Raw genomic sequence first — 25,478 nt, 5'->3', positions numbered from 1 at the left:
ACCTTTTAAATATTAGTTGTTTGTCAAAATTAAAAAAATAATAATTCAAAAAAAGTTTTAGAATTTTAATTTAGAAGATGTAAGGACATACTGCATAGTATGCTGAGCATTTATTAATTTCCTGATTTCTCTTTTTAATATTTTCTAATTTCTGTATTGCATTTACATCGACATCCAATTTAATCTCAACTAAACCTTTTTCATGCATTTCATCAATTATCTTCTTGCAGTTATTATTTCTAATAATTACTGTATTCCAACCGTCCTCACTTCCAACACTTCCAACTGAAATATCTGCATATTCTGCACTGAAATCGCAGCATAACCTACATGCAGGATTAGCGAACTTCTCTATCTCCTTTATTGGAATTTCTTTAACCATTTCCTTCTTTTTAATCAAATTTTCTATTTCTGATGTTTTTACAATGAATTTTCCTTTTTTAATATCCATTTTTTCTACTCTGTCAATTGGAATACCCAAACCATCAACAATATTTTTTATTGCATCGTAAGGAAAGTTTTTTGTGCAGAACAAACCAATCTTCATTTTTAAATCAAACTTATTTCCTCCCAATATTTGGCATGGTACTCCAACCAATCCTACATTGTCGTAATTTTCTGTTGCATACTCAAGGAGTTTGTTATTTGGAGAGATTGAGTATTTGCTTTTTGATGCCTTCAAAATATCCTCTGGTTTTGTTGCTATAAAAGGATATGGCTTCCAGTTGTTTGCCCCAACAACCACAACAGCATCTAAAATACCCTCTTTTAAGCAGTAGGTAGTTAATGCAGTCACAAAACCTCCATCCTGTCCATCATAATTTGATTTTATAGATAGGATATTCATTTACATCACCCCAACTTTTATACAGGAGAAGAAGCATGTTCCACACTTAACACACTTATCCATATTGACTGTTGGCTTTTCATCAATGTTTAAAGCATCTGCTGGGCATTTTGCAACACATGTCCCACAACCAGTGCAGTAAGTGTTTTCTATTGGACTTGTGTCACATCCCAAACACAATTCCTTATTTGAAGTTAAGAGAACTTCATCAACTGTCATGTATGGCTTTATAATTGGTTCTCCTGCAATAACTCTGTATGGTTTAAGTGTTTCCTCATCGTTGTTTAAAATTGCCTCAACAACTTTCTCAACTTCCTTTTCTTCTGGATAACAGCCAATTATTGCATAATCTACTTTAATAACATCCCCAATCCTTACGAACCTCTGCGGAAATCCATTTTCCAAACCAATAAGCATTCTATGGAATCCCCCGCTTACAGCACAACTTCCAACAGCTATTACTATTTTGCTATTTTCTCTAATTTTCTTTAATTTCTCAACTTCTTCCCCATCATCCAAATTAACTGCCCCGCTTATGAGAGCAATATCCTTTAAGTTGTATTTTTTCATTATCTTATCAACAATTCTTCCACATGAACCGCATTCAACCATAGGCATCACCTAAAATTTTAATTGCAATAAAGATTGCATTATAAGTAGTAGCATCTCTCACAAAATCCAAATATTCTCTCAGCTTCTTCCTTATTTTCCTCAATTCTATCTAAAACTACTTTGTTAAAGTGTTCTCCATTTATGATTGTGTAATCGTCAATTCTTCCATTCTTTATCACAACTTCATGATAAACCAATCCTTCAGGGCTTTCTACAATTGCCTTTCCTTTTCCATCATTTACAGTTGGCTCAATGTATGGGTAAGTTAGAGTTAATTTATTAAGCAATTCAAAAACTTCTTTTAAAGCCATCTCCATCTCTAATTCCCTCGCAATCAAAATATCCCATGTATTTTTTGAGTTTATAACGCCTTTCTCATACATTCTTGATAATGGCCCACTATAAACTGCCCTCTTATAAAACAATGCATTTTTTGGGAATCCATTAACTTCAACATCCTCTATACTGAATGAGTTTGCTGAGACCAAATTTAAATCTGGAAGTGGGATTTTCTTTTTTCTTTCATTAACCATTTCGATAAATTCCCTGCTGATATAATTTAATCCTTCTTTTGCAAGCTCTTTTAATTTTTCTTTCCTCTTTTCGCTTATATTCTTAGAAACACCCCCAACTACAATGTATTTTGCCTTTTTTCCAGCAATTAACTTAATTTTTTCTCCAATTTCAATTAATTCCTCTGTATCTCTAAATGGTCTCAACTTTATTGCATTCCCCTCAATTATTTCCCCCAAATTTGCAATTTTCCTCAAAATTATTGCCTCTTTTGGAACTGAAACTTTAAATGCATCTTCAATTGCCATTACACTTGCCAACGCATTAGAAACCTCGGTATTACAACATAATCTCGCCAATGCTACAGGGGCAAATTCATAAGGTTTTTCCATTAAAGAACTCTCAAACCCTCTAATTCTCATAATTCCACCTAAAATAATGTTTTTTGTAAAAAATTAGTTATACGATGTTGCCGAGAGGATGCCAAGCAAAGCAAATCCCGTTTGGATGCAACCTTTTTTAAAGGTTGCAATTAGATGCCCAATTTTTTCCTCTTTTCCATAATTACTTCCTCTAATATGTCAGCAGCTTTGTATGGATTTGGTTCTGGAATGAGTTTTCCTCCTGTTAAGCCTTCAACTGCTTCTGTTAAAACTTTTGTTACCAATTCACTGCCAGTAACAAATGGAACTGGTGAAACGTGAACAGTGAACCCCATATCTATTGCATAGGTTGCATCTGCTAATGCTTGCTCCTCTAACCACTGTGGTGCAGAAGCAGCAACAGGTAAGTCAGGAATATCAACACCTAACTCCTCTGCAATTGCAACTGCAACTTGCTCAATTCTTGCAATACTCAAACATGCCCCAAAGTTCAAGACAGGTGGAATTCCTAAGCTCTTACAAACTTCTTTTAAGTTCTCTCCTGCCAATTCTGCACTTGCTGGGTCAAAGAGGCCTGCGTGTTTCAATGGGCTGTTTACACAACCTCCCGCTAAGACCAAGATATCTCTCTTGATGAGTTCTTTTGTTAATGTCACAATTATATTGTCGTGTCCTCCACTTGCTATGTTGGAACATCCAACAACCCCAACAACCCCTTTAATCTTTCCACTTGCAATTAAGTCAATTAATGGCTTGACACTTCCTCCTAAGAATTCAACTAATGAATCCTCCCCAACACCAACAACTGATTTAACTTTGCTGTCGTAGTAATCTCTTGGAATATCTTTTCTTTCCTTGAATGCTTCAATTGCTTTCTTAATTATTTCTCTTGCTTTTTCTTTTGCATTTTCTGGCTCCCATGGGATATATTCAGCCCCCTCAACAAATGCCATGTCATCAACACAAATCATCTTTGTTTTTAATCCTTGTGCTATGAACTTCAATCCATGGAATGTACAGTTGAACTCTGATACAATTGCATCAATTAAACCCGTTGCAACCAATGGTTCAGTTGTGAAGTTATTTGCTATGTATCCAACAAAACTCTCTGGTAGGTGGGCAATTCTTGTCTCCATATCTTGCCCGTTACATGTTGCTCCAATAATCTTTATTCCTTCTGCCCCTGCTTCTTTTGCCATTTTTATTAAATCCTCTTCCATCGCAGCCTCGCATAATGGTTGTATTAAAGCATGTTGGTGTCCAGTAATCATAATGTTTACATTCTCTGGTTTGACTGAGGAAAATCCATTCTCAACTACTGTAATTTTTGGTGAGCCAAACAAGATGTCATTTAGCCAGCATGTCATCAAAAGCCCTGTAAATCCTGCATGTAATCCTAATCTAAGGCAGTGAACTAACAAATCCATTGGATTGCTGTTTAAGTTTGTTGAGGTTTTTGTTAATGCATCAACAATCTCCCCTTTTGCTCCTCCTGGAAGAATATCCAATTCCTTAAATACTTTTAATCTTTTTTCTGGACAGAGTTTTGGAACTAATTCGCTCTTTTCCCATCTTGGTTTATACATATCCTCTAATATGAACTCTGCAACTTCAACAGCAAGTTCCTTTGCATCTTTATTTGCATCAAAGCCAAGTTTTTTTGCTAAGAATCTTAACTTATTCTCATTTTTTATTTCATAAGAACCTTCTCCTTTTCCTGCTGCTAATAATGCCCTTGCAGCGTTTTCAGCACAGTGGACATAACATGATGCCCCTGCAGCAACTGCTCTACATAAGTTCCTTGCCACAATAACATCCGCTGTTGCTCCACAAACCCCGTAAGGTGTTTTTTCGGTTATTCTGCAGGGTCCGTTAGCACATAATATACAGTAAACCCCCTTCAATCCGTAAGGACATTTTGGGAATTGGTTTGGGAACCTTGTGTGTGGTGTCTCAAATCCTTTTTCCTTTGCCTTCTCAACCATCTCCTTTATCTCAGGTATAGCAGCAATACAACTCTTCATGCAAACCACCTAATTTTTTATAATTACTTACGATAATCATTAATATAGTAGCGAATAAATATTATTAACGGTGCGAAAATTGTCCCCAAATTTTGCATTAAAAACGATATTCACATTAAAATAAAAAATTTAAATTAATAGATTTTATGTAAAAAAATTAGGCAAAATCTTATTGGATAGCACTTAAATTAGCAAAATATAAATCTATATTAAATGTTGCAGTAGTACAATATTTTTCCATTAAAAGACATTAACTTTTATGATAAAAATAGAAAAAATGATAAAAATTCATTTTTTGTTTTCTTTTTGTTTTTTCATTTCTATATGTTTTAAAATAACCTTCTCTATATCCTCAGGGTTATCTAAGACCTCAATTCCTTCCATTCTTCTAATTTTCTCAACATTTTCAACATCAACATCTCTTATATATAAGGTTAATTTTTTATTTCCTGGCAAAAGTGTTTCTATTTTTCCTTTTTTGTTATCTGGTGGAAATATGTAAACTGGAACTCTCGCCTTCATTGCTTGAGCAACTGAGTTGGTTATTAGAGTATCAGCAATCCCATAGGCAATCTTTGCCGTTGTGTTTGCTGTTGCAGGAGCGACTAAAAACAAATCATATTTGCCAGTTTGCAATTTCCCAACCAAAAATGGGGCATTTGAATTAACCTCAACTCTCAAATCATAAAATTCATCCTCCAAAACTTCCCATAACTTATACCACTTCACAACAATCTTTGCATTTTTTGAAAGGTAGATATCCACATCCAAATTGTATTTATTTTTTAGTTTCTTCATTATTTCAACGACTTCTGGCAGTTTATCTCCGCATCCAGTAATTCCCCATGCGATTTTTAACATATATGTTACCTCCACAACAGAATAATTATATTTTTATATAACTTATATTATTTTTATAACTTAATTTTCTTATTTCCCAACTGATGCTAATTTTTGGAAGAATATTAAATTTTTGAATAACCTTTTTACTATTTTATTAATGCAACTTTTTTATTAATTTTTATCTTTCATTGTATATGCCCTCATACAATCCAGCAACATCCCTGCACTCAACAAAAACAATCTGAGCAATCCTTGCATGCTTATAAATGGTTATTGGATTTAGAACGTGTAGTAAGTAAGCAGGATATCCCTCGTATCCAGGATCATGAACTGCGGTATATAGTGTTGCTCCCATTCTTAACAAAGAACTTCTTGGATATGCAAATCCGGCAACATTTTCAGGAACTTTTATTTTATCTGCTGTTTTTACAATATAAACCCCTGGTTCTAAGTCTATTTTCACATCCTTTTCAGAGTCAAAAACCTCTATGTATGCTGGAAGCTTCCTTTTTTCATTTGTAAAATCAATGGTTCCTTTCCCAACAATTTTATAAATTTTTCCAACTCTCAAATCAATTCCACACTGCTGGATTTGAATATTATCTTTAACTTTGACAAAATTTTTTGATATTTTTGCTCCAATAAGCATTAATTTCACCTATTAGATTTTCTAATTTTAGATATTGAGTATTCTAATTTAAAATAATTTGTTTTAATGCTGTTTTTTATTTTTTAGGATTTGTTATTGTGCATTGTGTTTTTTATTATTAATTTATCTCTTAAATCCTACGCCGTTCAAAACTGTTTTTAGTTTTTTGTGAGTATTTGTGAGGATGTGTTTATGAGTTTTCGATATATTTATATAGGACTTTATGAAAGATAAAAATATAGATGGGTGGAGCTTGGGGTCATCTCGGAGCGAAGCGACGAGAACTTAAAAACCGTTAGGTTTTTATGTCCACGACAGGGGCAGAGACACTCTCGTGTGGCTGATGACGCCCAAGTCCAATATGGGTATTTACTCACCAATACCCATATTGGACAGACCCCCAATAGTGTTTAGAGTTTTTATTATTTTCTCCTCTTTTTTATAGACAAAAGTATTGCTTTCGACATCCTTATCTATCAAACAATTTGCTCCAATCCAGCAGTTGCTTCCCACTTTAACTCCCGGCATAAATGAAACTTGGATTCCTGTTTTTACATTATCGCCCATTATAACCCCTAATTTTCTAACGCTACCAATTCTTTTTCCTTTTATATTCACCTTAACTGGTTTGTCATCAAACCTTAAATTTGCCGTTATTGTATTACACCCAAAGTTACAGTTCTCTCCAATAATGCTGTCTCCAACATAAGAAAGGTGAGGAATTTTTGTATTCTTCATTATTATGCTCCCTTTAACCTCTGAAGAGTTTCCAACAAAAGTATTCTCCATCAAAACAGTGTTTGGTCTTATATACGCTAAAGGTCCAACTACGGCACCTTTTTTAATGATTGCTGGACCCTCAATAACAGAATTTGCTTTTATAGTTGCTCCTTCTTCTATAATAACTTCCCCCTTAATAACAACATTTTCCTCAACTTTTCCTTTAATACTGGTTTTTATTTTTCCCAATAAATGCTTATTTGCATCCAAAATGTCCCATGGTCTTCCTATGTCGTTCCAATAACCATCCAACTTAATGCCCTTTATTTTCCTATCTTTGATGAGTTCCTTTATTGCATCGGTTAATTCAACCTCTCCCCTTTCAGATGGCTCAATATCTTCTAAAATCTCAAAAATTTCATCCTCAAATTTGTAAATACCTGCATTTATTAAATTTGATTTTGGGTTTTCTGGTTTTTCTTGGAGTTCTATGATGTTGTTATCTTTATCCAAAACGACAACTCCAAAGTTCTCTGGGTTTTTTACCTCCGTTAGTGCCATGGCATTTTTGCATTTTAAAAACTTTTCCAAATCATCTTCAAAAATAATATCCCCATTTAAAACCAAAAAATCACCATCAACATAATCTTTTGCGGTTAAAACTGCCTGTCCAGTTCCATCTATCTCCCCTTGCTCTAAAAATTTGATTTTTGGGCGGTTTTTGAAGTGCTCAATGATAACTTCTTTTTTATATTTAACAACCAAATAAATATTATCCACCAAATTCTCAACTTTCTCAATAATATGCTCTAAAATAGGCTTTCCTGCAACTGGTATCATTGGTTTTGGTCTGTTTTCTGTTAAAGGCCTTAGGCGTTCCCCTTTTCCAGCGCATAAAATTACTGCATCCATTATTTCACCTATTATCATCTATTATTTAAAAATTAATTAAAAATTAAATAAATTAAAATAAAATAAAAACATGAAATTATTTTTTATACCGTAATTAACAGTTGGTTTTTAGTGAGTAAAAGTGATTATTGTTTTAGGAGGTTGTCGAAAAATACGAAGTCATTGTAGTAGGTTATTACTAAATGTTAATGTTATTTGGATAATAAAAAGTGTAAAATTTTGCCTCATAAACGCGAAATGTTGGGATTTTACAGTTGTGAATAATTCCCACACATCCACCTTTGATAATTATTCGACAATCCCTTATTTTAGTAAAAATTTATATATGGTTTTATTACATAAAGTTAACTTATAAGATGAACCGCCTCAGATGGGGGAGTTGTTGGAGTCCCGACAAGGGGCGGGGATTGGTTGCTTACCTGATGGGTGGAGCTTGGGGTCCCCACGACAGGGGCAGAGACACTCTTGTGTGGCTGATGACGCCCAAGTCCAATATGGGTATTTACTCACCAATACTCATATTGGACAGACCCCAATTTTAAACCTTCATTTACTAATTTTATTCCCTTTTCTAAAAGTTCTTTTGCAGTTTTATTGTCTTTTGCCTCAACTCTAACCCTTACGTATGGTTCAGTTCCTGAAGGTCTTATTAAAACCCACCCACCCTCTACATTAAATCTTGCTCCATCAACGGTTTCAGGGGTTGTTTTAAATAAACTCTCTCCCTTCTCAATAACATACTCCATTACTTTTTTCTTTTTCTCATCTTCACATGAAACTTTCTCTCTTAAATTTATATAGGATGGGATTTCGTCCATTATCTCATATAATTTTTTACCATAAAACTCCATCATCTCCAAAATCCTCAAACCACTCAAAATTCCATCTGGTGTTAGATGAATGTCCCCATGAATCCATGTTCCACTCGGCTCTCCTCCAAATAATGCGTTATATTTTTGCATTGCCTCTGAAACCGCAACATCTCCAACTTTTGTCCTAATAACTTTAACATTCAAATCTTCCAAATATTCATCAATAACCATTGATGCATCAACTGTTGTTATTATTATTTTTTTACCAGTTTTTTCAACAATATATCTTGAAAATGCAGCCAAAAGTTTATCAAAATCTGTCATCCTACCTTTTTCATCAATAGCAATCATCCTATCGGCATCACCATCATGTGCAATACCAATATAATTTCCATCTTTATTGTTTAGTCCTTTAATCATTGCCATTGTGTTCTTTAAATTCTTTTCATTTGGCTCTGGCATCCTTCCTATAAATCTTCCATCCACATGGGCATTTACCGATATAACATGACATCCCACATCAGTAAATAAATATGGAGAGACCAAACTTCCAGAAGCATTGCAACAATCTACAACCACATTGAATTTTGTCTCTATGTTTACATTTTTTAAAATAAAGTCCATGTATTTTTTCAACGCTCTCTTATCCTCCCAAACATCCCCCACACAATCCCATGAAGCCCTTTTAAAGCCATTGCTAAAAACAATGTTTTCAATCTCCTCTTCCTGACTTGGTCTATATGCGGTTCCATCGTTATTAAAAATCTTTATTCCATTATATTCTGGAGGGTTGTGAGAAGCGGTGATCATAACGCCTGCATCATATTCCCTCGCAGAAAATCCTAAAACTGGTGTTGGAACCATACCTATTGTTACTACCTCGCTACCTCCATTCAACAGGCCTGCTATTAATGCACTCTCTATTAACTTTCCTGTTGTTCTTGTATCCCTTCCAATAACAACATTGTTCACTTTTTTTGATAGTGCAAACCCTACTTTGTATGCAATTTCTGGATCAAGGTTTTTCATCCTTATTCCTGAAGTTCCAAAGAGTTTCATTGATGACACCTAACAATTTTTCAGTGTTTTTTGTTTTGTTATTTTTTGTAATCTTTATTTATTAATTTCTTTTTAATTTCTTTCATGATTGTGTCACAAATATAAACAAAACCAAAAGATTTATATAGAAGTTCATTATCATATACATACCGACGAAGTTCAAAAGAAATAGTGAGGTGAGGGAGGATGGCAACATTGGGCCAACCAGTTATTGTATTACCAGAAAATGTTAAGAGATACGTTGGTAGAGATGCTCAAAGAATGAACATCTTAGCAGGTAGAGTTATTGCTGAAACAGTTAGAACAACATTAGGTCCAAAAGGAATGGACAAAATGTTAGTTGATGACTTAGGTGACATTGTCATCACAAACGACGGTGTTACAATCTTAAAAGAAATGAGTGTTGAACACCCAGCAGCAAAAATGTTAATTGAAGTTGCAAAAACACAAGAAAAAGAAGTTGGTGACGGTACAACAACAGCAGTCGTTATTGCTGGTGAATTATTAAGAAAAGCTGAAGAATTATTAGACCAAAACGTTCACCCAACAATAATCATCAACGGATACCAATTAGCACTCAAAAAAGCATTAGAAGAATTAGAAAACATTGCAATTGACATAAAACCAGATGACGTTGAAATGTTGAAGAAAATTGCAATGACTGCAATTACAGGAAAAGGTGCTGAAAAAGCAAGAGAAAAATTAGCAGAAGTTATTGTTGAAGCTGTAAGAACAGTAATTGACGAAAACGGTAAAGTTGACAAAGACTTAATTAAGATTGAGAAGAAAGAAGGTGCACCAATTGAAAAAACTGAATTAATCAAAGGTGTCGTTATCGACAAAGAGAGAGTCAACCCACAAATGCCTAAGAAAGTAGAAAACGCAAAAATTGCATTGTTAAACTGCCCAATTGAAGTCAAAGAAACAGAAACAGATGCAGAAATTAGAATTACAGACCCAGCAAAATTAATGGAATTCATTGAACAAGAAGAGAAAATGTTAAAAGAAATGGTTGACATGATTAAAGCAACCGGTGCAAACGTTGTATTCTGTCAAAAAGGTATTGATGACTTGGCACAACACTACTTAGCAAAAGCAGGTATCTTAGCAGTTAGAAGAGTCAAGAAATCAGACATGGAGAAATTAGCAAAAGCTACTGGTGCTAAAATAGTCACAAACATCAAAGACTTAACACCAGAAGACTTAGGTGAAGCTGGATTAGTTGAAGAAAGAAAAGTTGCTGGAGATGCAATGATATTCGTTGAAGACTGCAAACATCCAAAAGCAGTAACAATATTAGTCAGAGGTACAACAGAACATGTAATGGAAGAAGTTGCAAGAGCAATTGATGATGCAATTGGAGTTGTAGCATGTACAATTGAAGACGGTAAGATTGTTGCTGGTGGTGGAGCACCAGAAGTTGAATTAGCTAGAAGAATCAGAGACTTCGCTGAAACTGTTGAAGGAAGAGAACAATTGGCAGTCAAAGCATTCGCTGATGCATTAGAAGTCATTCCAAGAACATTAGCAGAGAACTCAGGATTAGATCCAATTGACACATTAGTCAACTTAAGAGCAAAACACGAAAGAGACGGAGTAACACTTGGATTAGACGTCTTCACTGGAGAAGTCGTTGACATGTTAGAGGAAGGTGTCGTTGAACCATTAAGAGTCAAGACACAAGCAATCATCTCAGCAACAGAGGCAACAGAGATGTTGTTGAGAATTGACGACGTCATCGCAGCAGAGAAATTAGACAAAGATAAAGACAAAGGAGATTCAGACATGGGAGACATGGGAGGCGACTTCTAAATCCCCTTAACTAAATTTTCTTAATTTTTTATTTTTCTAAATTATTTATTAATTTGAATACATTAATTTTTGAATATACGAAGTTAAATATAGAATTTAGGTTATTTTTTTAAGTTTATAATAAAATTTTAAAAAACAATAGATCTTATGGTTTTATTTCATTGCTTTTAAAACCTCATCCTTTAATTCATCAACAATTTTCTTTTTGTATTCCAAAAACTCTATACTTGTTCTATCTCTTGGCCTTTTTAGTTCAATGGGTATTATTTTCTTTATTTTTCCAGGTCTTGCAGTCATTACAACAATCCTGTCCGATAAATACACTGCCTCATCAACACTATGTGTAACAAAAAGCACAGTTTTTTTCTCTTTTTGCCAGATCTTTAAAAGTTCATTTTGAAGTATTGCCCTCGTTTGTGTATCCAACGCTCCAAAAGGTTCATCCATTAATACAATTTCTGGATCATTTGCAAGAGTCCTTGCTATCGCTACCCTTTGCTGCATTCCTCCACTAAGTTGGTATGGATAAGCATCCTCAAAGCCCTCTAATCCAACCATCTTTATAAATTTCTTTGCAATTTTTATCTGCTCTTCCTTTGGAATTTTTTTAATTTCCAAACCAAATGTTACATTTTTTAATACTGTTCTCCATGGCATTAGTGTGTATTGCTGAAACACCATCCCCCTTTCAGCACTTGGCTCCTTAACTTCTTTCCCATCCAACAGCACTTTTCCACTTGTGGGCTTTTCTAATCCTGCTATAATCCTCAATAATGTTGATTTACCACAACCACTCGGCCCTACAATGGATATAAATTCATTTTCCTCTACAGACAAACTTACATTATCCACGGCAAGGATCTCCTTTTTTTCTGTAATGTATTTTTTTGTGATATTTATTAACTCCAGTTTTGCCATCAGTTACACCTTTCTCCATTTATTCAAAATCAAATTAAAAAATTTTAAATATCAATTATTTCATCATGGTTCTCCATTTGAAATATCTGTTTTCAATAAATCTAAGCCCTCTATCTAAGATTAGCCCAATTAATCCAATAATGACCATCGCAGCGATGACTACATCCATCCTACTCAATGAATATGCATACATAATCAAATACCCCAATCCCGCATCACTACCCGGCAACATCTCAGCAGCAACAACACACATCCATGCAATCCCAGCCCCAACTCTTAATCCAGTTAAGATGCTTGGCGATGAGGCAGGAATAACAACTTTCATTAAAATATCTTTTTCTTTTGCTCCCAGAGTTAAAGCCGCTTCAATTAATGGTTTTGGAACACCTTTAACTCCCGATATGGTGTTTATTAGAATTGGAAAGAACGCCCCTATGAAAATAATGAATAACATTGACGTCTCTCCAATTCCAAACCATGCTAATGCCAACGGAACCCATGCAAGAGGTGGGATAGGTCTTAATAACTCAATAACCGTATCAAACAAATCATTAACAAAAGAATAATATCCCATCAAAATACCCAATGGAATTGCTACAAGCGCTGCAACAATAAAGCCAGAAATAACTCTCTTTATGCTTATTAATGTATTATCTATTAAATTTCCAGTCCCTAAAATTCCCGTCCATGGATTAAGTAAGACATTTAGCACACTCTCAACTTTTGGAATTATAACTGGATTGTTTAGATATATTGCAAATACTTCCCAAAGAACAACCCCAAGCACTGGCAGTATTAAATTTCTAAGTAATTTCATAGTACCCCTTCCATTTTTTAAATTTTAAATTTAATTTGCTTAAAGCTAATTTATCTATGAGAGTTCAGAACAATCTGCTCAAATTCTCAGTTTAGTAATGTTCTAAACATTTATTTAAAGGCATTACCTAATTACAAAACAACTATATGCTACATCCATATGTAAATTTCATATAAACAATTACGAACAAATAATAAAAAATTAAAAATTAATATTTGGTTAATTAAGACACATTAGTGCAATATAAAGATTTCGATTTTTGGGGTGGATAGAATGGACAAAATTAAGGTATTTGTGGAATATTTGCATGAGAATGAAATAAAAAAGGCAGTGATTTTAAAAAAAGAGAATATAAATTATTTTTTGGAGAGGTATCCACCAAATTTTTCAGTTTTAGTTTTTGAAGGGGAAGAGGGAATTTTATATGTCCCTAAGTTAGATTATGAAATGGCAAAGAAATATGAGAAAGATAATTTAAGAGTGGAGATTTTTGAGAAGTGGGAAGATATCTTTGAGGGTTGTGACGGCATTGAAGAAACCTTACCAATAAAATTCCTAAAACACATTAGCAAGGACTACAAAATAATCTCAGACAAAATCAAAGAAATGAGAATGATAAAAAATAAAAGTGAAATAAAACTAATAAAGAATGCAGCAGAGATTAGCGATAAGGCAGTAAAATATATTATGGAAAATCTTGAGAACATAGGTAATAAAACCGAAAACGAACTTGCTGCAGAAATAGAATATGTTATGAAAAAGAATGGGAGTATCAGACCTTCTTTTGACACCATAGTTATCTCCGATAAAAAAACTTCCTATCCTCATGAATTGCCCTCAAATGAAATAATAAAAAATATTCTTTTAGTTGATATTGGGGCAGTATATGAGGGTTATTGCTCAGATATAACAAGGACGTTTTTATTAAATCCTTCAAAGAAAATGGAAGAAGTTTATGATATTGTTTCTAATGCTAAGAAGGAAGTTGAAAAGCATTTAAAAGAGGGTGTTTCAGCAAAGGAACTTGATGAAATTGCGAGGGAGTTTATGGGAGAGTATAAAGAATATTTCATTCACTCTCTTGGTCATGGGGTTGGCGTTGAAGTGCATGAGAGCCCAACTTTATCCATTAAAGCAAAAGAAGACGTTGTTTTAAAGGAGGGCATGGTTTTAACTATCGAGCCAGGGATATATCTGAAGGATGAGTTTGGAGTTAGGATTGAGGATTTATATTTGGTTAAAAAGAATGGTTTTAAAAAATTGAGCAATGCAAAATATTAAAGGCCTTAAAAAATTTATTAATTAAGAATTAAGGGTGATAGTTGTGAGATTAGAGGATTTGCTAAATATTGAAGTGCCAAAAATTGATTTATCAGAAGAACAAGTGTTAGCAAGAGTTCTTGGATATATAGTGTTAAATACTAAATATGGAAGAACATACAAAGGAATCTATTTATCTGAGCAAGGGTTAGGGCATTTTTTCACAATAAAAAAACCTGAAATTGGGGACTTTTTAATAAAAGGAGCATTTATTGGAAAAAATAATATCTTAGAATTATCAAGGGAGAGCGTATTTGAAAGAACAGAAATTGATGAAAAAACCATAAATGAATGGAAAAAAGTAGCGTTACAACAGCCATTTATAACTGGAATAAAGGAAGAGTTCTTCTACAACGAAATTGAAAACAGAAAGGAATCAAGATATGTTGCTTTGAGGGTTTTAAAGATAATTGAAACTGAAAGGAACGTCTGTGAGAGTTGCGGGATTTTGTTACCTTCTGATAAGGACTTTTGTGAGTGCGGAGGGAGGGCAATAACAGTTCCTACATTGAAGTGCATAACCATTGACAAGTTTGAGCATCTTGGCTATTGGACAATTGTTGATTATAGATATGAAATCCCTTCCTTAAAGTATCCAACTTTGATTTTGGGGCATGTCTTGCCAAAATTCATAAATGAGACGAGGTCTCATGGTGGAAAAGAATATAAATATACTCACGACATCCTTGCCCCGGGGTTGTTTGTAGAGTTGGATAAAATCTAAATTTTTATTTTCCACCTAAAAGATTGTTGTAAATACCTATAACCAACAAAATTCTGTGATACTATGGATACAATCACCATTGAAGTAATAAGGAATTCCACATCATACATTGCAGAAGAAATGGGGATTGTTTTAAGGAACACATCTTATTCTCCAAATATTAAGGATAGGTTGGATTTTAGTTGTGCTATTTTATCATCCAACGGAGAATTAATAGCCCAGGCAGAGCACATTCCAGTGCATTTGGGAAGCATGGCTGTTGGAGTTAAGAATATAATTGATTATTTAAGTAGGGAAGGCATTGATGTTGAAAAAGATGATATAATCATTGTTAACGACCCATACATAGCAGGGACACATTTGAATGACATAACTCTTTTAAAGCCAATATTTTATGATGATGAGATAGTTGGATATGTTGCAAATAAAGCCCATCACGTTGATGTTGGTGGAAAAGTCCCGGGGAGTATAAGTAGTGATGCAAAAGAACTCTATCAAGAGGGCTTAATAATTCCCCCATCAAAACTTGTTGAAAATGGGGAACTTAACAAAGAACTTCTAAAATTGATAACTTCCAATGTAAGAGTTCCAAAATTTACAATTGGGGATTTAAAAGCCCAAATATCCTCATTAAATATTGGTGTTGAGAGAATTTTAGAGTTGATGGATAAATACACTTGCAGGGATGTTGTTGAATCCTGGAAAAGGAGCTTAGACTATACGGAAAATTACCTAAAATCAAAGATTAGAGATATCCAATGCACTTGTGAGGGAGTTGATTATCTCGAGTATAAGGATAAATTAATAAATATAAATGTAAAGATTGAGATAAATAAAGGCAAAATAAGGGTTGATTTCACTGGAACCCACAAGCAAATTGATGCCCCATTAAATGCCGTTTATGGAGTTACTGTTGCATCAACATCATTTGCATTAAAATCCATCATAGACCCAGAGATGCCAATGAACCATGGTATTTTTAGGGTTGTTGATATAATTGCTCCAGAAGAAACAATAGTTAATCCAAAAAAACCTGCTCCTGTAGCAGTTGGAAATGTTGAAACGTCTCAAAGGATTGTTGATGTTATCTTTAAGGCATTATACAACATCTTCCCAGACAAAGTTCCTGCAGCATCAAATGGGAGTATGAACAACGTGGTTATTGGAGGCAAAGGATGGGCGTTTTATGAGACCATTGGAGGAGGATTTGGGGGAAGATACAATAAAGATGGTGTTGATGGAGTACATGCAAACATGACAAACACACTAAACACTCCAATTGAGGTTATAGAAAACGAGTATCCAATCTTAGTTCTTGAATACTCACTGAGGGAAGATTCTGGTGGTGCTGGAAAGTATAGGGGTGGTTTGGGGATAAGAAGAGTTTATAAGGTTCTTTCAGATTGCACATTGTCTTTAATTGCTGAAAGGATAAAAATTTCTCCTTGGGGGGTTAATGGGGGTTATAATGGTTCTCCTGGAGAGCATTATATTATAAGGGACGGTAAAAAAATCCCACTATCTGGAAAGGATACAGTAACATTAAACAGCGGAGATGTTGTTGTTATAAACACGCCTGGTGGTGGAGGCTACGGCTCCCCAAGCCAAAGGAATATAGATTTAATTTTAGAAGATGTGAAGGATGGAAAAATATCTATTGATTCCGCATATCGTGATTACAAAGTAAAAATTATTAAAAAAGGAGATAAATTGATTGTTGATTTTAAAGAGAGGCATTAAATATAGTCGTTTGTAGAAATTTTTGTCACTTTTATGTTATTTTAATACCTTTTGTCACTGATTATGTTTAAATTCTTCATCAATAATCTTTTTAAATGTTTCAACATCAAGTTTTTTAGTCTTGTCATCTACTTTTTCTTTTTCTATTTCATCTATTTGATGAATTCCTTCTTTCTCAATCTCATCTAATGCCTTTGCAATTTTATCCAATATCTTTTGCTCTGCTTCTAATTGGTGGAAACCTTCTCTTGGACCCCCTCCTCTAAATGCCCTACATCTCCTCTTATCCCAAATTGGGAATCCTCTATCTTTACAAAATATCCTATTTTTTTCAAGATTTCTAACTATATTTGCCACTTTATCAACAACATCATCTTCTCCTTCAATATATGCCCCAAAACATGTCTCCTTAACATTTATGTCATAATTCAATGAATTTAAAAATCTGAATAGTTTTGAAGGTGTAGTTTCTGCATTATCTGCTAAAACAATTACCTTTGTCTTCATTTTTTCACCTTAACATTTCTTACCTACTCTTTGTTTATCTCCATATTTATTATATTTTTATACCATCTATAATAGTTGTTTTCTACATATCTTCTAACATCATCTGGCTTTAATCCATTTATATACGCATAAGCAGCAATACCTCCAGCACCAACACCCTCTTTTACAGAACCTCTGCAATATGCCCTCAGACCATCAATTTTTGCCTTTTCATAGTAGAATTTTGATGCGAGTATTGGAACATCCCCGATCTGCTCAACAATTCCCTTTAAATCAGCATTTTTGTCATTTAATACAAATTCTGTTGTTCCTATTGAAATTAATCCACTTTTTATGGCATCTTTATTTATCTCCTTTATAACCGCAAGAACTGCTGCCATCTGTGTTCCACCAGCCAAGATTACTGGCTTTTTATTTTCCACTGCTGCAATTGCCATACCTGCAACAGTAGGCATCATAGTATCTCCAACAGCATTTAAAACATCAAAAACACTGCTCTTCCCAATTTCTATTTTCGCACTTTTTAATCCACTCCTTACAACTTCCATTTTTAACTCGTGTGGGTTATTTACTGAACCAGAACTTACTTTCCCCTCTGCATCATAACCCAAACCAATCAAAACTCCCAATGCAGTTGTTGTTCCTCCTGGGACACTCTCTCCAACAATCAAACAATCATAAATCAAATTTTTTCCGAGGGTATAGCCCTTTTCAAATAACTCTTTTGAATTTTTCATTGCCTTTCCTTTTCTTATATCTCCAGTGGGGTTTTCATTTACCTTTATGTATGGAACGTTTGGCTTAACAAAACATCCAGCATCAATGGTTAGAGCGGGAATGTTTTTTAAATCTACGCATGCCCTTGTAATTGTTGCTGGGGAAGGGCAGCCAGTTGCATCTATTGGTGGAGTGGGAAGACAAATACTTTTCCCCAACACCACCAACTCCATATCAGCAGCTGGAGTGTAGGCAATAACATCCCTATGCACACCTGAGATAGGGACATATTTTGTTGTTTCAATAGATGAGATAACACAAGAAAACAATCCTTTTTTACCCTTTATTTCATCTAAAAATCCATTCTCGTTAATTGTTATCAATGACATATTCCCACTTTGTATCTTATTTAAGTTTAGACATAATTTGGATAATTTTCATAAATTAGTGAAGTACTTAAAATTCATTAAGCACAGAAAATTAAATTATGGTAAAATTAATTTATAAACTCCTTGTATCATAAACTATAAAACTATTTATATAATGTTCCACACTAATATAATAACGGTGGATGATGACCGGAGTAGCTGCTGATGCATGATGATAGATGGGCGAACTGACACCACTTTTTATGTTATTTTAAACATTTTAAACTTTCAATGTTATTTAATTGTTATTTAATTGTTTTAGAAAAAATTGATACTATTTTTAACTTAATTTAAAATTTGGAAATATTAGCATAAAAAATTTTTATTTGGATTTATATGTAATTTAGAATCCTATTATTTTGGTATTTTCCAACTCTTCTTTTAATTTCAAAGCTACATCCAACCATTCTTTTTTAAATGGTTTTTCTGATGCTATAGATGCTATTGCTTTTCCATAGAATGTCTTCCTAACCCTCATACCTTCTGGGAACACTCTATTCATAAAATCAAGAACCTTTGCTATGAAGTCCTTTTTTGCGTCATAAACTACCATATCCAAATCTACTGGGGAATCTGTCACAACTTCAAATCTTGATGGCTGGTCAATAATGTTTATCTTTTCAAGGAGTTGAGGTAAATATGTTTCATCCTCTATTTTTATTTTGTATATTGTTTTCCCATCAACCTTTTTTGTTTCCTCAATATTTGCAAAATCCCTCAACCTAATCAATTTTGTTGTTTGCTTTGGTAACACTCCTATTATAAAATAGGGCTCATCCTCCCTTATAATCATCCTTACTTCCAAAATAGATTTTCCAAGTATCAAATCCTCAAGACTCGTTTGAATTATTTTTGTATATATTTTTTTTCCTGCCTCGTCCTTACAATCCACAAATATTTCTGCCATGTTATCCCCAATATAATTTTTAAAAATTAAAAAATAAAATAAGTTATGTTAATCCTTTTTCTTCATGTATCTAAATCCTGATGCTAATAGTGCAGCACCAACAGCCCCAATGTGTTGGGAGTATGGTGGAACAATAATTTTTCTACCTAAAATTTCCTCTAATGCTAAAACCATTCCCTTCAACAAACTACTTCCCCCAACCAAGATAACTGGGTCTCTAACATCAACCTCTTGCAACTGTTGCTCATAAATCTGCTCTGCAACTGAATGTGCCGCTGCTGCAGCAACATCCTCTGCTTTTGCCCCCTCTGCTAATGCAGTGACTAAATCCTGAATACCAAAGACGATACAATAACTATTCATGTTTATTTTTCTCCAGTCTCCTTTAGCTGCTAACTCCCCAAGTTCTTGGATTGAGACTCCTAATCTTCTTGCAGTAATTTCAAAGAACCTACCGCTTGCCCCAGCACAGATACCACCCATTGTAAAGCTGTCTGGGATTGCATTGTTTAGTGATATTGCTTTGTTATCCATTCCTCCAATATCAATAACTGTCGCCTCTCCTTCCTGCTTATCTGCCAAAAATGCAGCCCCTTTTGAGTTTACGGTTAACTCTTCCTGAATCAAATCAGCCTTAAAGTATTCTCCAATTGTATGCCTACCATATCCAGTAGTTCCAATGGTCTCAATATCTTCTATTTTTAATCCTGCTTCTTTTAATGCATTGTCAACGGCCTCTTTTGCAGATTCTATTACATCCCTTGTATAGACCCATCCTGTTCCCACAACCTCATTATCCTGCATCACTACTGCTTTTGTTGTTGTTGAACCACTATCAATACCTAAGCTAATACCCTCCTGCTTTTTCCTTGCCAATAATGATTTTCTCTCTACAATTGTTGCTAATGCTTCCATTCTTGTTAAAAGTTCAGATGCCTTTGTTCTCTCGGTGAATGAATACATAACCACAGGCAAATCTGTATGTTGCTGAATCAATCTTCTAACCTCATTCCTAACCAATGCTCCTTCAGCACATCTAAAGCATGTCGCTATAAATACTGCCTCTGCATCAGTATTACCCTCAATTATGGACATTGCCCTTGCAAACATCAATTTTAAATTTGCTGATGCAACTTCAAACCCTAAATACTCCTCAACCTTATCAATATAATCCAAATCAACTTCTGGAAAGATAATTTCTCCGCCAACAGCTGCAGCTGCCTTTTCAATTTCTTTCTGAACTCCGCTGTATTCTGCTCCACAAGTCAATTCCGCAATTTTTACCATTAACTACCACCAATGCACTTATTCAATAAACTACATATATGGTATAATTGTATATAAAAAAGACACACATTCATTTTTGTTGTTGTTATTGATAAACTTTAACATACATGTATTAAAAATATTATTTTGTTCCCATGCATACGATAATTATTTAAATCAAAACTTAAAATAAAGGTTGCTAAAATCAAGATCTGGTGAAAGTATGGACGTAAATGAGATAATAAAGAACCCACCAATACACAAGGGAAAGGCAAAATCAGTTTATGAGATAGATGATGAGAAGGTTTTAATTGAGTTTAGGGATGATATCACTGCTGGAAATGGAGCAAAGCACGATGTAAAAGAAAATAAAGGATTTTTAAATGCATTAATATCTACAAAGTTGTTTAAGGTTTTGGAGGAAAATGGAGTTCCAACACACTTTATTGAATATATTGAGCCAAGGTACATGGTTGCAAAGAAAGTTGAGATCATTCCAATTGAGGTTATAGTTAGAAACATTGCAGCAGGAAGTTTATGTAGAAGATACCCATTCAAAGAAGGGCAAGAGTTAAATCCACCAATTGTTCAATTTGACTATAAAAACGATGAATACGGAGATCCAATGTTAAACGATGATATTGCCATTGCATTGGGCTTGGCAACAAAAGAAGAACTTGAGGAGATTAAAAATATAGCTTTGAAGGTAAATGAGGTTTTGAAGAAATTCTTTGATGAGAAGGGAATAATTTTGGTTGATTTCAAAATAGAGGTTGGAAGAACAAAAGATGGCAAAATTGTCGTTGCAGATGAAATAAGCCCAGACACAATGAGGTTGTGGGACAAAGAAACAAAAGACGTTCTTGACAAGGATGTATTTAGGAAAGATTTAGGTGATGTCATAGCAAAATATAGAATCGTTGCTGAAAAAATTGGATGCCTATAAAAATAAAGGTGGGATTTTAATGTATAAAGCAATAGTCACTATCAAATTAAAAAAAGGTGTTTTGAACCCAGAAGGTAGGACAATATTGAGGGCTTTGAACTTTTTGGGATATAATGAAGTTAAAGATGCAAAAACCTTCAAAAGTATAGAGTTGTTGATTGAAGGGGATGATGAAGAGAAGATTAAGGAGAAAGTTGACGAAATGTGCAGAAAACTGTTGGCAAACCCTGTAATTCATGACTATGAGATTAAGTTGGAAAAGATTGAATAAATCTATTTCTCTTTTTTTAATGTTTTTAATATTGGGATTGTAAGAACTTTATTAAAAATGTATTTATAGTCAGTGACAAAACTTTCTGAATTAAATAAGGAATTTGACTATCCCCTTAATGAAGGTAGTCATTTTTACCTTATTAATTTTAATACCTTTTGTCACTGACTATAATTTTAATATGCTCTCCACATTATATACTAATGGTGAAATCATGAAATTCTTCAATAGAGAAAAAGAAATTAAAGAAATCTCAGTAATCATAGAGGGAGAACCTAATTTAATATATTTTATATATGGTCCTATAAACAGTGGTAAAACTACTTTAATAAATCACATAATAAACAATGAATTAAAAAAATCAAATAAGAAATATGCTGTCTTTTATGTTAATTTCAGAGAGTATGATATTTCGTCAATGAATAACTTTGTAGAAGCATTATTTGAGGTAGATGAAAGTAGCAAATCAAATAAAATGAGAGAATATATTGAATATTTTACAAAAGGATTAAATGATATTATAAATATCTCTTATGGTATAAAAATTTCAGAACCATTATTGGATAGATTGTTTGGAGAAAAGGAAAAAGGGAGATTGGTTTTCAAATTTATAAGAGATTTATTTATAAGTTTAAACAACAAAGGCATACAACCAGTATTTATTTTAGATGAACTCCAAATGATTAAAGACATTGTAATGAATGGTGAAAGACCATTACTAAAAAGTTTATTTCAATTTTTAGTATCTCTTACAAAAGAGCGGCATTTAGCTCACTGTCTATGTCTAACCTCCGATAGTTTATTTATTGAGTATGTTTATAATACTGGGGAGTTAAAGGATAGGTCTGACTATATCCTGGTAGATGATTTTGATAAAGAGATGGCTTTAAGATTTATGGATTTTTTAGCAGAAGAATTATTAAATAAACCCCTATCAGAAGAACAAAAAGAGTTAATCTATTCCACAGTTGGTGGAAAACCCATATTAATTCATAAAGTTATTGATAAAATGAGGTATAAAGAGTTAAATACTATTTTAGATGAAATGATTAAAATAGAGGTCTCTAAACTAAAAAAATTACTCATTAGAATAAAAAATAATAAATTCAAAGGAATAGACTATAATAAAGTAGTAAATGCACTTTCTTTATTTAAAAAAGAATATTTAATAGATGAATACACAATAGATGAAGATACTAAGGAATTTTTAATTAAAGAAAACATACTCTTTCTTAACCCACAGGAAGGAACATTAAAACCACAATCATTCTTAGTATGGAATGCTATTAAGAAAGTGGTTTATAGTCAGTGACAAAACTTTCTGAATTAAATAAGGAATGTTTGACTATCCCCTTAATGAAGGTAGTCATTATTTTATGGCAAAACTTTGTTTTGCCATTTTATTTTAGTGCATTTGTAAGGCGAACAACTATATATTCCACCATACAACAGACTAAGCACGAATTGATTAAAAATTTAAAATAACCCCTTTGGTGGTTAAATGGAAGGGAAAAAGAAAAAAATAATACTATTTGATTTTGATAGTACTTTGGTAGATTGTGAGACTATAGATGAAATTGCAAAAGAGGCTGGTGTTGAGGAAGAAGTAAAGAAAATAACCAAAGAAGCCATGGAAGGAAAATTAAACTTTGAACAATCACTGAGAAAAAGAGTATCTCTTTTAAAAGGTCTTCCAGTTGAGAAAGTAGAGAAAGCAGTGTCCAATATAAAGTTAATGAACGGTGCAGAAGAGACAATTAAAGAACTAAAAAAGAGAGGTTATGTTATTGGTGTTGTTAGCGGAGGTTTTGATATAGCGGTTAATAGAATAAAGGAAAAACTTGGACTCGATTATGCCTATGCAAATGAACTCATAGAGAAAGATGGTATATTGACTGGAGAAGTTAGGGGTCCAGTAATGTCTGAAACTGCAAAAGGGGACATATTGGAAGAGATTGCAAGAAAAGAAGGTGTGGATTTAAAAGATACTGTTGTTGTTGGTGATGGTGCAAATGATATTAGCATGTTTAATAAGGCGGGCTTAAAAATAGCATTTTGTGCAAAAGAAATTTTAAAAGAAAAGGCGGATATTTGCATTGAAAAAAAGGACTTAAGGGAAATTTTAAAACATATAGATTAAATGAGAGTTATTTAGACGAAGGGTAATGCACAATTAAAAAATTTAAACACGGTAGGGTAAAAAATAGAATACAAAAAGTGTGTAAACAGATTCGGGAGAACGAATGAGCATTTAAATTCAATAATAAAAAACCAGATTATGAGCAAATTCTGAATAAATATAAAAGATTTTTTCTCAATTATAACTACATATATTAGCAATTTACAACTTAAATTTATAACTTAATTCAATTCAGAAAGTTTTGCTACTGGGGTCTGTCCAATATGAGTATTGGTGAGTAAATACCCATATTGGACTTGGGCGTCATCAACCACACAAGAGTGTCTCTACCCCTGTCGTGGACATAAAAACCTAACGGTTTTTAAGTTCTCGTCGCTTCGCTCCGAGATGACCCCAAGCTCCACCCATCTATCTTTTTATCTTTATAAAGTTCTATATAAATATATCGAAAACTCATTAAACACACATATCCTCACAAATACTCACAAAAAACTAAACAGTTTTGAACGGCTATAAATTCGTGAGAATGATGTATAGGAAAGGGAGTAATTTTGAGAGGGAATTAAAAAGGGCTCTTGAGAAAAAAGGTTTTGCTGTAGTGAGGAGCGCGGGGAGTCATGGGGTAGATATAATTGCTGGAAAAAATGGAAATATTTATATATTTGAATGTAAATCAACATCAAAAGAAAAATTTTATGTTAAAAAAGAAGATATTGATAAGCTGATATCATTCTCAGAAACCTTTGGGGGAAAACCATACCTTGCATTAAAAATTAAAGGAAAGTGGTTATTTATAAACCCCTATCTATTGCATACGGATGGAAAAAATTACGCCTTAGAATATAAAAAAATACAAGTTATTGCCATAGATTTCAAAGAACTTGTAGGAGAAGGAAAGCAAGTTAAGTTCGAATGAAATTATCTAATTTTTTATTTTATTTTTTATAACCATTTGTGGATTTTTGCATTTATTTTACATAACAAAATTTTTGAAAGAAGTTAAAATGAATTCTAAAATAAAGCACAATTCTTCATTTAATTTTATTGGATTTTTAACCACTTATAATGCAAATGATTATATTGCTCATTTTTAGTTTAATTATTAATGAGCGATTTTATTATTTCTGTAATTGCTAAACCCAAATATGCTGCTTTTTTAGGTTTCATAACAATTGATGTATGCCCATTTTCTTTATGCATGCCTATTATCATAGATGCTGTCCTTTTTTCATCTGCTGGAAGAACTGCTATTGAAAGCCTCCCATCGCTTGCAAAACATGTTCCTACGTCTTGTATCTTTTTCAACATTATTCCTTCTTTTTTAAAATCTTTATTTATCTTTTCTGCGACAACAATACCCTCATTTAACAACACAACAAACAATGATGCTGATTCTTTATCTAATGTTATAGAGCTTATTTCTTCCCCATCCTCTTTCTTTAATTCCAGTACAATATTTCCCTCAACACATTTAACAGATAACGTCTTTTCTTTAATACCCATTGTAAACATTTTACCCCTCACTTACCACCTGAATATACAGAAGTAATTTACAATGCTATTTAATGGTATATATTGGTTCACAAATTTA

Annotated in this window: 25 protein-coding genes; 10 read left to right on the top strand and 15 right to left on the bottom strand. The window is 33.3% G+C overall.

The window, feature by feature from the left end:
* Positions 1 to 70: 70 nt before the first annotated feature.
* From METIG_RS01770 to METIG_RS01745, 6 genes are all read right to left on the bottom strand, one after another.
* Positions 71 to 847, bottom strand: coding sequence for a Coenzyme F420 hydrogenase/dehydrogenase, beta subunit C-terminal domain (locus METIG_RS01770; protein WP_013798525.1), 777 nt, complete (start codon positions 845 to 847; stop codon positions 71 to 73).
* Entirely contained in the window at positions 848 to 1,459 is a 612-nt protein-coding gene (locus tag METIG_RS01765; RefSeq protein WP_013798524.1) for an NADH-quinone oxidoreductase subunit B family protein, read from the bottom strand.
* Positions 1,460 to 1,497: 38 nt separating this feature from the next.
* Positions 1,498 to 2,394, bottom strand: coding sequence for a hypothetical protein (locus METIG_RS01760; RefSeq protein WP_013798523.1), 897 nt, complete (start codon positions 2,392 to 2,394; stop codon positions 1,498 to 1,500).
* 110 nt (positions 2,395 to 2,504) lie between these two features.
* On the bottom strand, positions 2,505 to 4,379 hold the full coding sequence (gene cooS, locus METIG_RS01755) for an anaerobic carbon-monoxide dehydrogenase catalytic subunit (RefSeq protein ID WP_013798522.1): 1,875 nt from the start codon (positions 4,377 to 4,379) through the stop codon (positions 2,505 to 2,507).
* A gap of 288 nt (positions 4,380 to 4,667) precedes the next feature.
* Entirely contained in the window at positions 4,668 to 5,240 is a 573-nt protein-coding gene (gene afpA / locus METIG_RS01750; RefSeq protein ID WP_013798521.1) for an archaeoflavoprotein AfpA, read from the bottom strand.
* Between the two features lie 160 nt (positions 5,241 to 5,400).
* Entirely contained in the window at positions 5,401 to 5,871 is a 471-nt protein-coding gene (locus tag METIG_RS01745) for a deoxyuridine 5'-triphosphate nucleotidohydrolase (protein ID WP_013798520.1), read from the bottom strand.
* A gap of 246 nt (positions 5,872 to 6,117) precedes the next feature.
* On the opposite strand from METIG_RS01745, the gene METIG_RS09190 reads away from it, so the two are divergent.
* Positions 6,118 to 6,285 (top strand): hypothetical protein, encoded by a 168-nt coding sequence (locus METIG_RS09190; RefSeq protein ID WP_245527620.1) that lies wholly within the window; start codon positions 6,118 to 6,120, stop codon positions 6,283 to 6,285.
* Here METIG_RS09190 and glmU read toward each other — a convergent pair.
* Together glmU and glmM are read right to left on the bottom strand one after the other, a co-directional pair.
* A complete protein-coding gene (glmU, locus tag METIG_RS01740; protein ID WP_048055486.1) occupies positions 6,241 to 7,503 on the bottom strand; it encodes a bifunctional UDP-N-acetylglucosamine diphosphorylase/glucosamine-1-phosphate N-acetyltransferase GlmU in 1,263 nt (420 codons plus the stop codon). The genes METIG_RS09190 and glmU overlap by 45 nt on opposite strands.
* Before the next feature lie 506 nt (positions 7,504 to 8,009).
* Entirely contained in the window at positions 8,010 to 9,374 is a 1,365-nt protein-coding gene (gene glmM / locus METIG_RS01735; protein WP_013798518.1) for a phosphoglucosamine mutase, read from the bottom strand.
* 186 nt (positions 9,375 to 9,560) lie between these two features.
* Between glmM and thsA the strand changes: the two genes are divergently transcribed.
* The gene (gene thsA / locus METIG_RS01730) at positions 9,561 to 11,186 is read left to right on the top strand and encodes a thermosome subunit alpha (RefSeq protein ID WP_013798517.1); all 1,626 of its coding nucleotides are present in this window, start codon (positions 9,561 to 9,563) and stop codon (positions 11,184 to 11,186) included.
* Between the two features lie 153 nt (positions 11,187 to 11,339).
* Here the strand turns inward: thsA and METIG_RS01725 are convergent, their stop codons facing one another.
* Both METIG_RS01725 and METIG_RS01720 read right to left on the bottom strand, forming a co-directional pair.
* A complete protein-coding gene (locus tag METIG_RS01725) occupies positions 11,340 to 12,104 on the bottom strand; it encodes an ABC transporter ATP-binding protein (RefSeq protein WP_013798516.1) in 765 nt (254 codons plus the stop codon).
* 55 nt (positions 12,105 to 12,159) lie between these two features.
* Entirely contained in the window at positions 12,160 to 12,921 is a 762-nt protein-coding gene (locus METIG_RS01720) for an ABC transporter permease (protein ID WP_013798515.1), read from the bottom strand.
* A gap of 273 nt (positions 12,922 to 13,194) precedes the next feature.
* Between METIG_RS01720 and METIG_RS01715 the strand changes: the two genes are divergently transcribed.
* From METIG_RS01715 to METIG_RS01705, 3 genes are all read left to right on the top strand, one after another.
* Positions 13,195 to 14,202 (top strand): M24 family metallopeptidase, encoded by a 1,008-nt coding sequence (locus METIG_RS01715; protein WP_013798514.1) that lies wholly within the window; start codon positions 13,195 to 13,197, stop codon positions 14,200 to 14,202.
* A gap of 43 nt (positions 14,203 to 14,245) precedes the next feature.
* Positions 14,246 to 14,965 carry a hypothetical protein gene (locus METIG_RS01710; RefSeq protein WP_013798513.1) on the top strand — a complete coding sequence of 240 codons (720 nt, stop codon included), beginning with the start codon at positions 14,246 to 14,248 and terminating at the stop codon, positions 14,963 to 14,965.
* 63 nt (positions 14,966 to 15,028) lie between these two features.
* Complete coding sequence (locus METIG_RS01705) at positions 15,029 to 16,705, top strand: hydantoinase B/oxoprolinase family protein (RefSeq protein WP_013798512.1); 1,677 nt, start codon at positions 15,029 to 15,031, stop codon at positions 16,703 to 16,705.
* 54 nt (positions 16,706 to 16,759) lie between these two features.
* Here the strand turns inward: METIG_RS01705 and METIG_RS01700 are convergent, their stop codons facing one another.
* The 4 genes from METIG_RS01700 to METIG_RS01685 all read right to left on the bottom strand — a co-directional run bounded on the left by METIG_RS01700 (position 16,760) and on the right by METIG_RS01685 (position 20,551).
* A complete protein-coding gene (locus METIG_RS01700) occupies positions 16,760 to 17,212 on the bottom strand; it encodes a methanogenesis marker 6 protein (RefSeq protein WP_013798511.1) in 453 nt (150 codons plus the stop codon).
* Positions 17,213 to 17,235: 23 nt separating this feature from the next.
* Positions 17,236 to 18,318, bottom strand: a complete 1,083-nt coding sequence (gene cobT / locus METIG_RS01695; RefSeq protein ID WP_013798510.1) for a nicotinate mononucleotide-dependent phosphoribosyltransferase CobT — start codon at positions 18,316 to 18,318, stop codon at positions 17,236 to 17,238.
* A gap of 382 nt (positions 18,319 to 18,700) precedes the next feature.
* Complete coding sequence (locus tag METIG_RS01690) at positions 18,701 to 19,264, bottom strand: methanogenesis marker 17 protein (RefSeq protein WP_013798509.1); 564 nt, start codon at positions 19,262 to 19,264, stop codon at positions 18,701 to 18,703.
* Positions 19,265 to 19,312: 48 nt separating this feature from the next.
* Positions 19,313 to 20,551, bottom strand: coding sequence for a methanogenesis marker 15 protein (locus METIG_RS01685; RefSeq protein ID WP_013798508.1), 1,239 nt, complete (start codon positions 20,549 to 20,551; stop codon positions 19,313 to 19,315).
* A gap of 202 nt (positions 20,552 to 20,753) precedes the next feature.
* Here METIG_RS01685 and purC point away from each other — a divergent pair, with 202 nt between their 5' ends.
* The 5 genes from purC (at position 20,754) to hjc (ending at position 24,803) form a co-directional block, all read left to right on the top strand.
* Entirely contained in the window at positions 20,754 to 21,476 is a 723-nt protein-coding gene (gene purC, locus METIG_RS01680; RefSeq protein ID WP_013798507.1) for a phosphoribosylaminoimidazolesuccinocarboxamide synthase, read from the top strand.
* A 19-nt stretch (positions 21,477 to 21,495) separates the two neighbouring features.
* Complete coding sequence (gene purS, locus METIG_RS01675) at positions 21,496 to 21,747, top strand: phosphoribosylformylglycinamidine synthase subunit PurS (protein ID WP_013798506.1); 252 nt, start codon at positions 21,496 to 21,498, stop codon at positions 21,745 to 21,747.
* Between the two features lie 214 nt (positions 21,748 to 21,961).
* The gene (locus tag METIG_RS01670; RefSeq protein ID WP_048055485.1) at positions 21,962 to 23,059 is read left to right on the top strand and encodes an ATP-binding protein; all 1,098 of its coding nucleotides are present in this window, start codon (positions 21,962 to 21,964) and stop codon (positions 23,057 to 23,059) included.
* 189 nt (positions 23,060 to 23,248) lie between these two features.
* Positions 23,249 to 23,887: a phosphoserine phosphatase SerB gene (gene serB / locus METIG_RS01665; protein ID WP_013798504.1), complete on the top strand. Its 639-nt coding sequence runs from the start codon at positions 23,249 to 23,251 to the stop codon at positions 23,885 to 23,887.
* A 529-nt stretch (positions 23,888 to 24,416) separates the two neighbouring features.
* Complete coding sequence (hjc, locus tag METIG_RS01660) at positions 24,417 to 24,803, top strand: Holliday junction resolvase Hjc (protein WP_013798503.1); 387 nt, start codon at positions 24,417 to 24,419, stop codon at positions 24,801 to 24,803.
* Positions 24,804 to 24,982: 179 nt separating this feature from the next.
* On the opposite strand, the gene METIG_RS01655 is transcribed toward hjc, so the two are convergent.
* The gene (locus METIG_RS01655) at positions 24,983 to 25,399 is read right to left on the bottom strand and encodes a hypothetical protein (RefSeq protein ID WP_013798502.1); all 417 of its coding nucleotides are present in this window, start codon (positions 25,397 to 25,399) and stop codon (positions 24,983 to 24,985) included.
* Positions 25,400 to 25,478 lie beyond the last annotated feature (79 nt).

Source organism: Methanotorris igneus Kol 5 (genome assembly GCF_000214415.1).
Lineage (GTDB): Archaea > AGJL01 > Methanococci > Methanococcales > Methanococcaceae > Methanotorris > Methanotorris igneus.
Note: the sequence above shows the minus strand (reverse complement) of the source record. Positions and strands in the feature narration are given on the sequence as shown.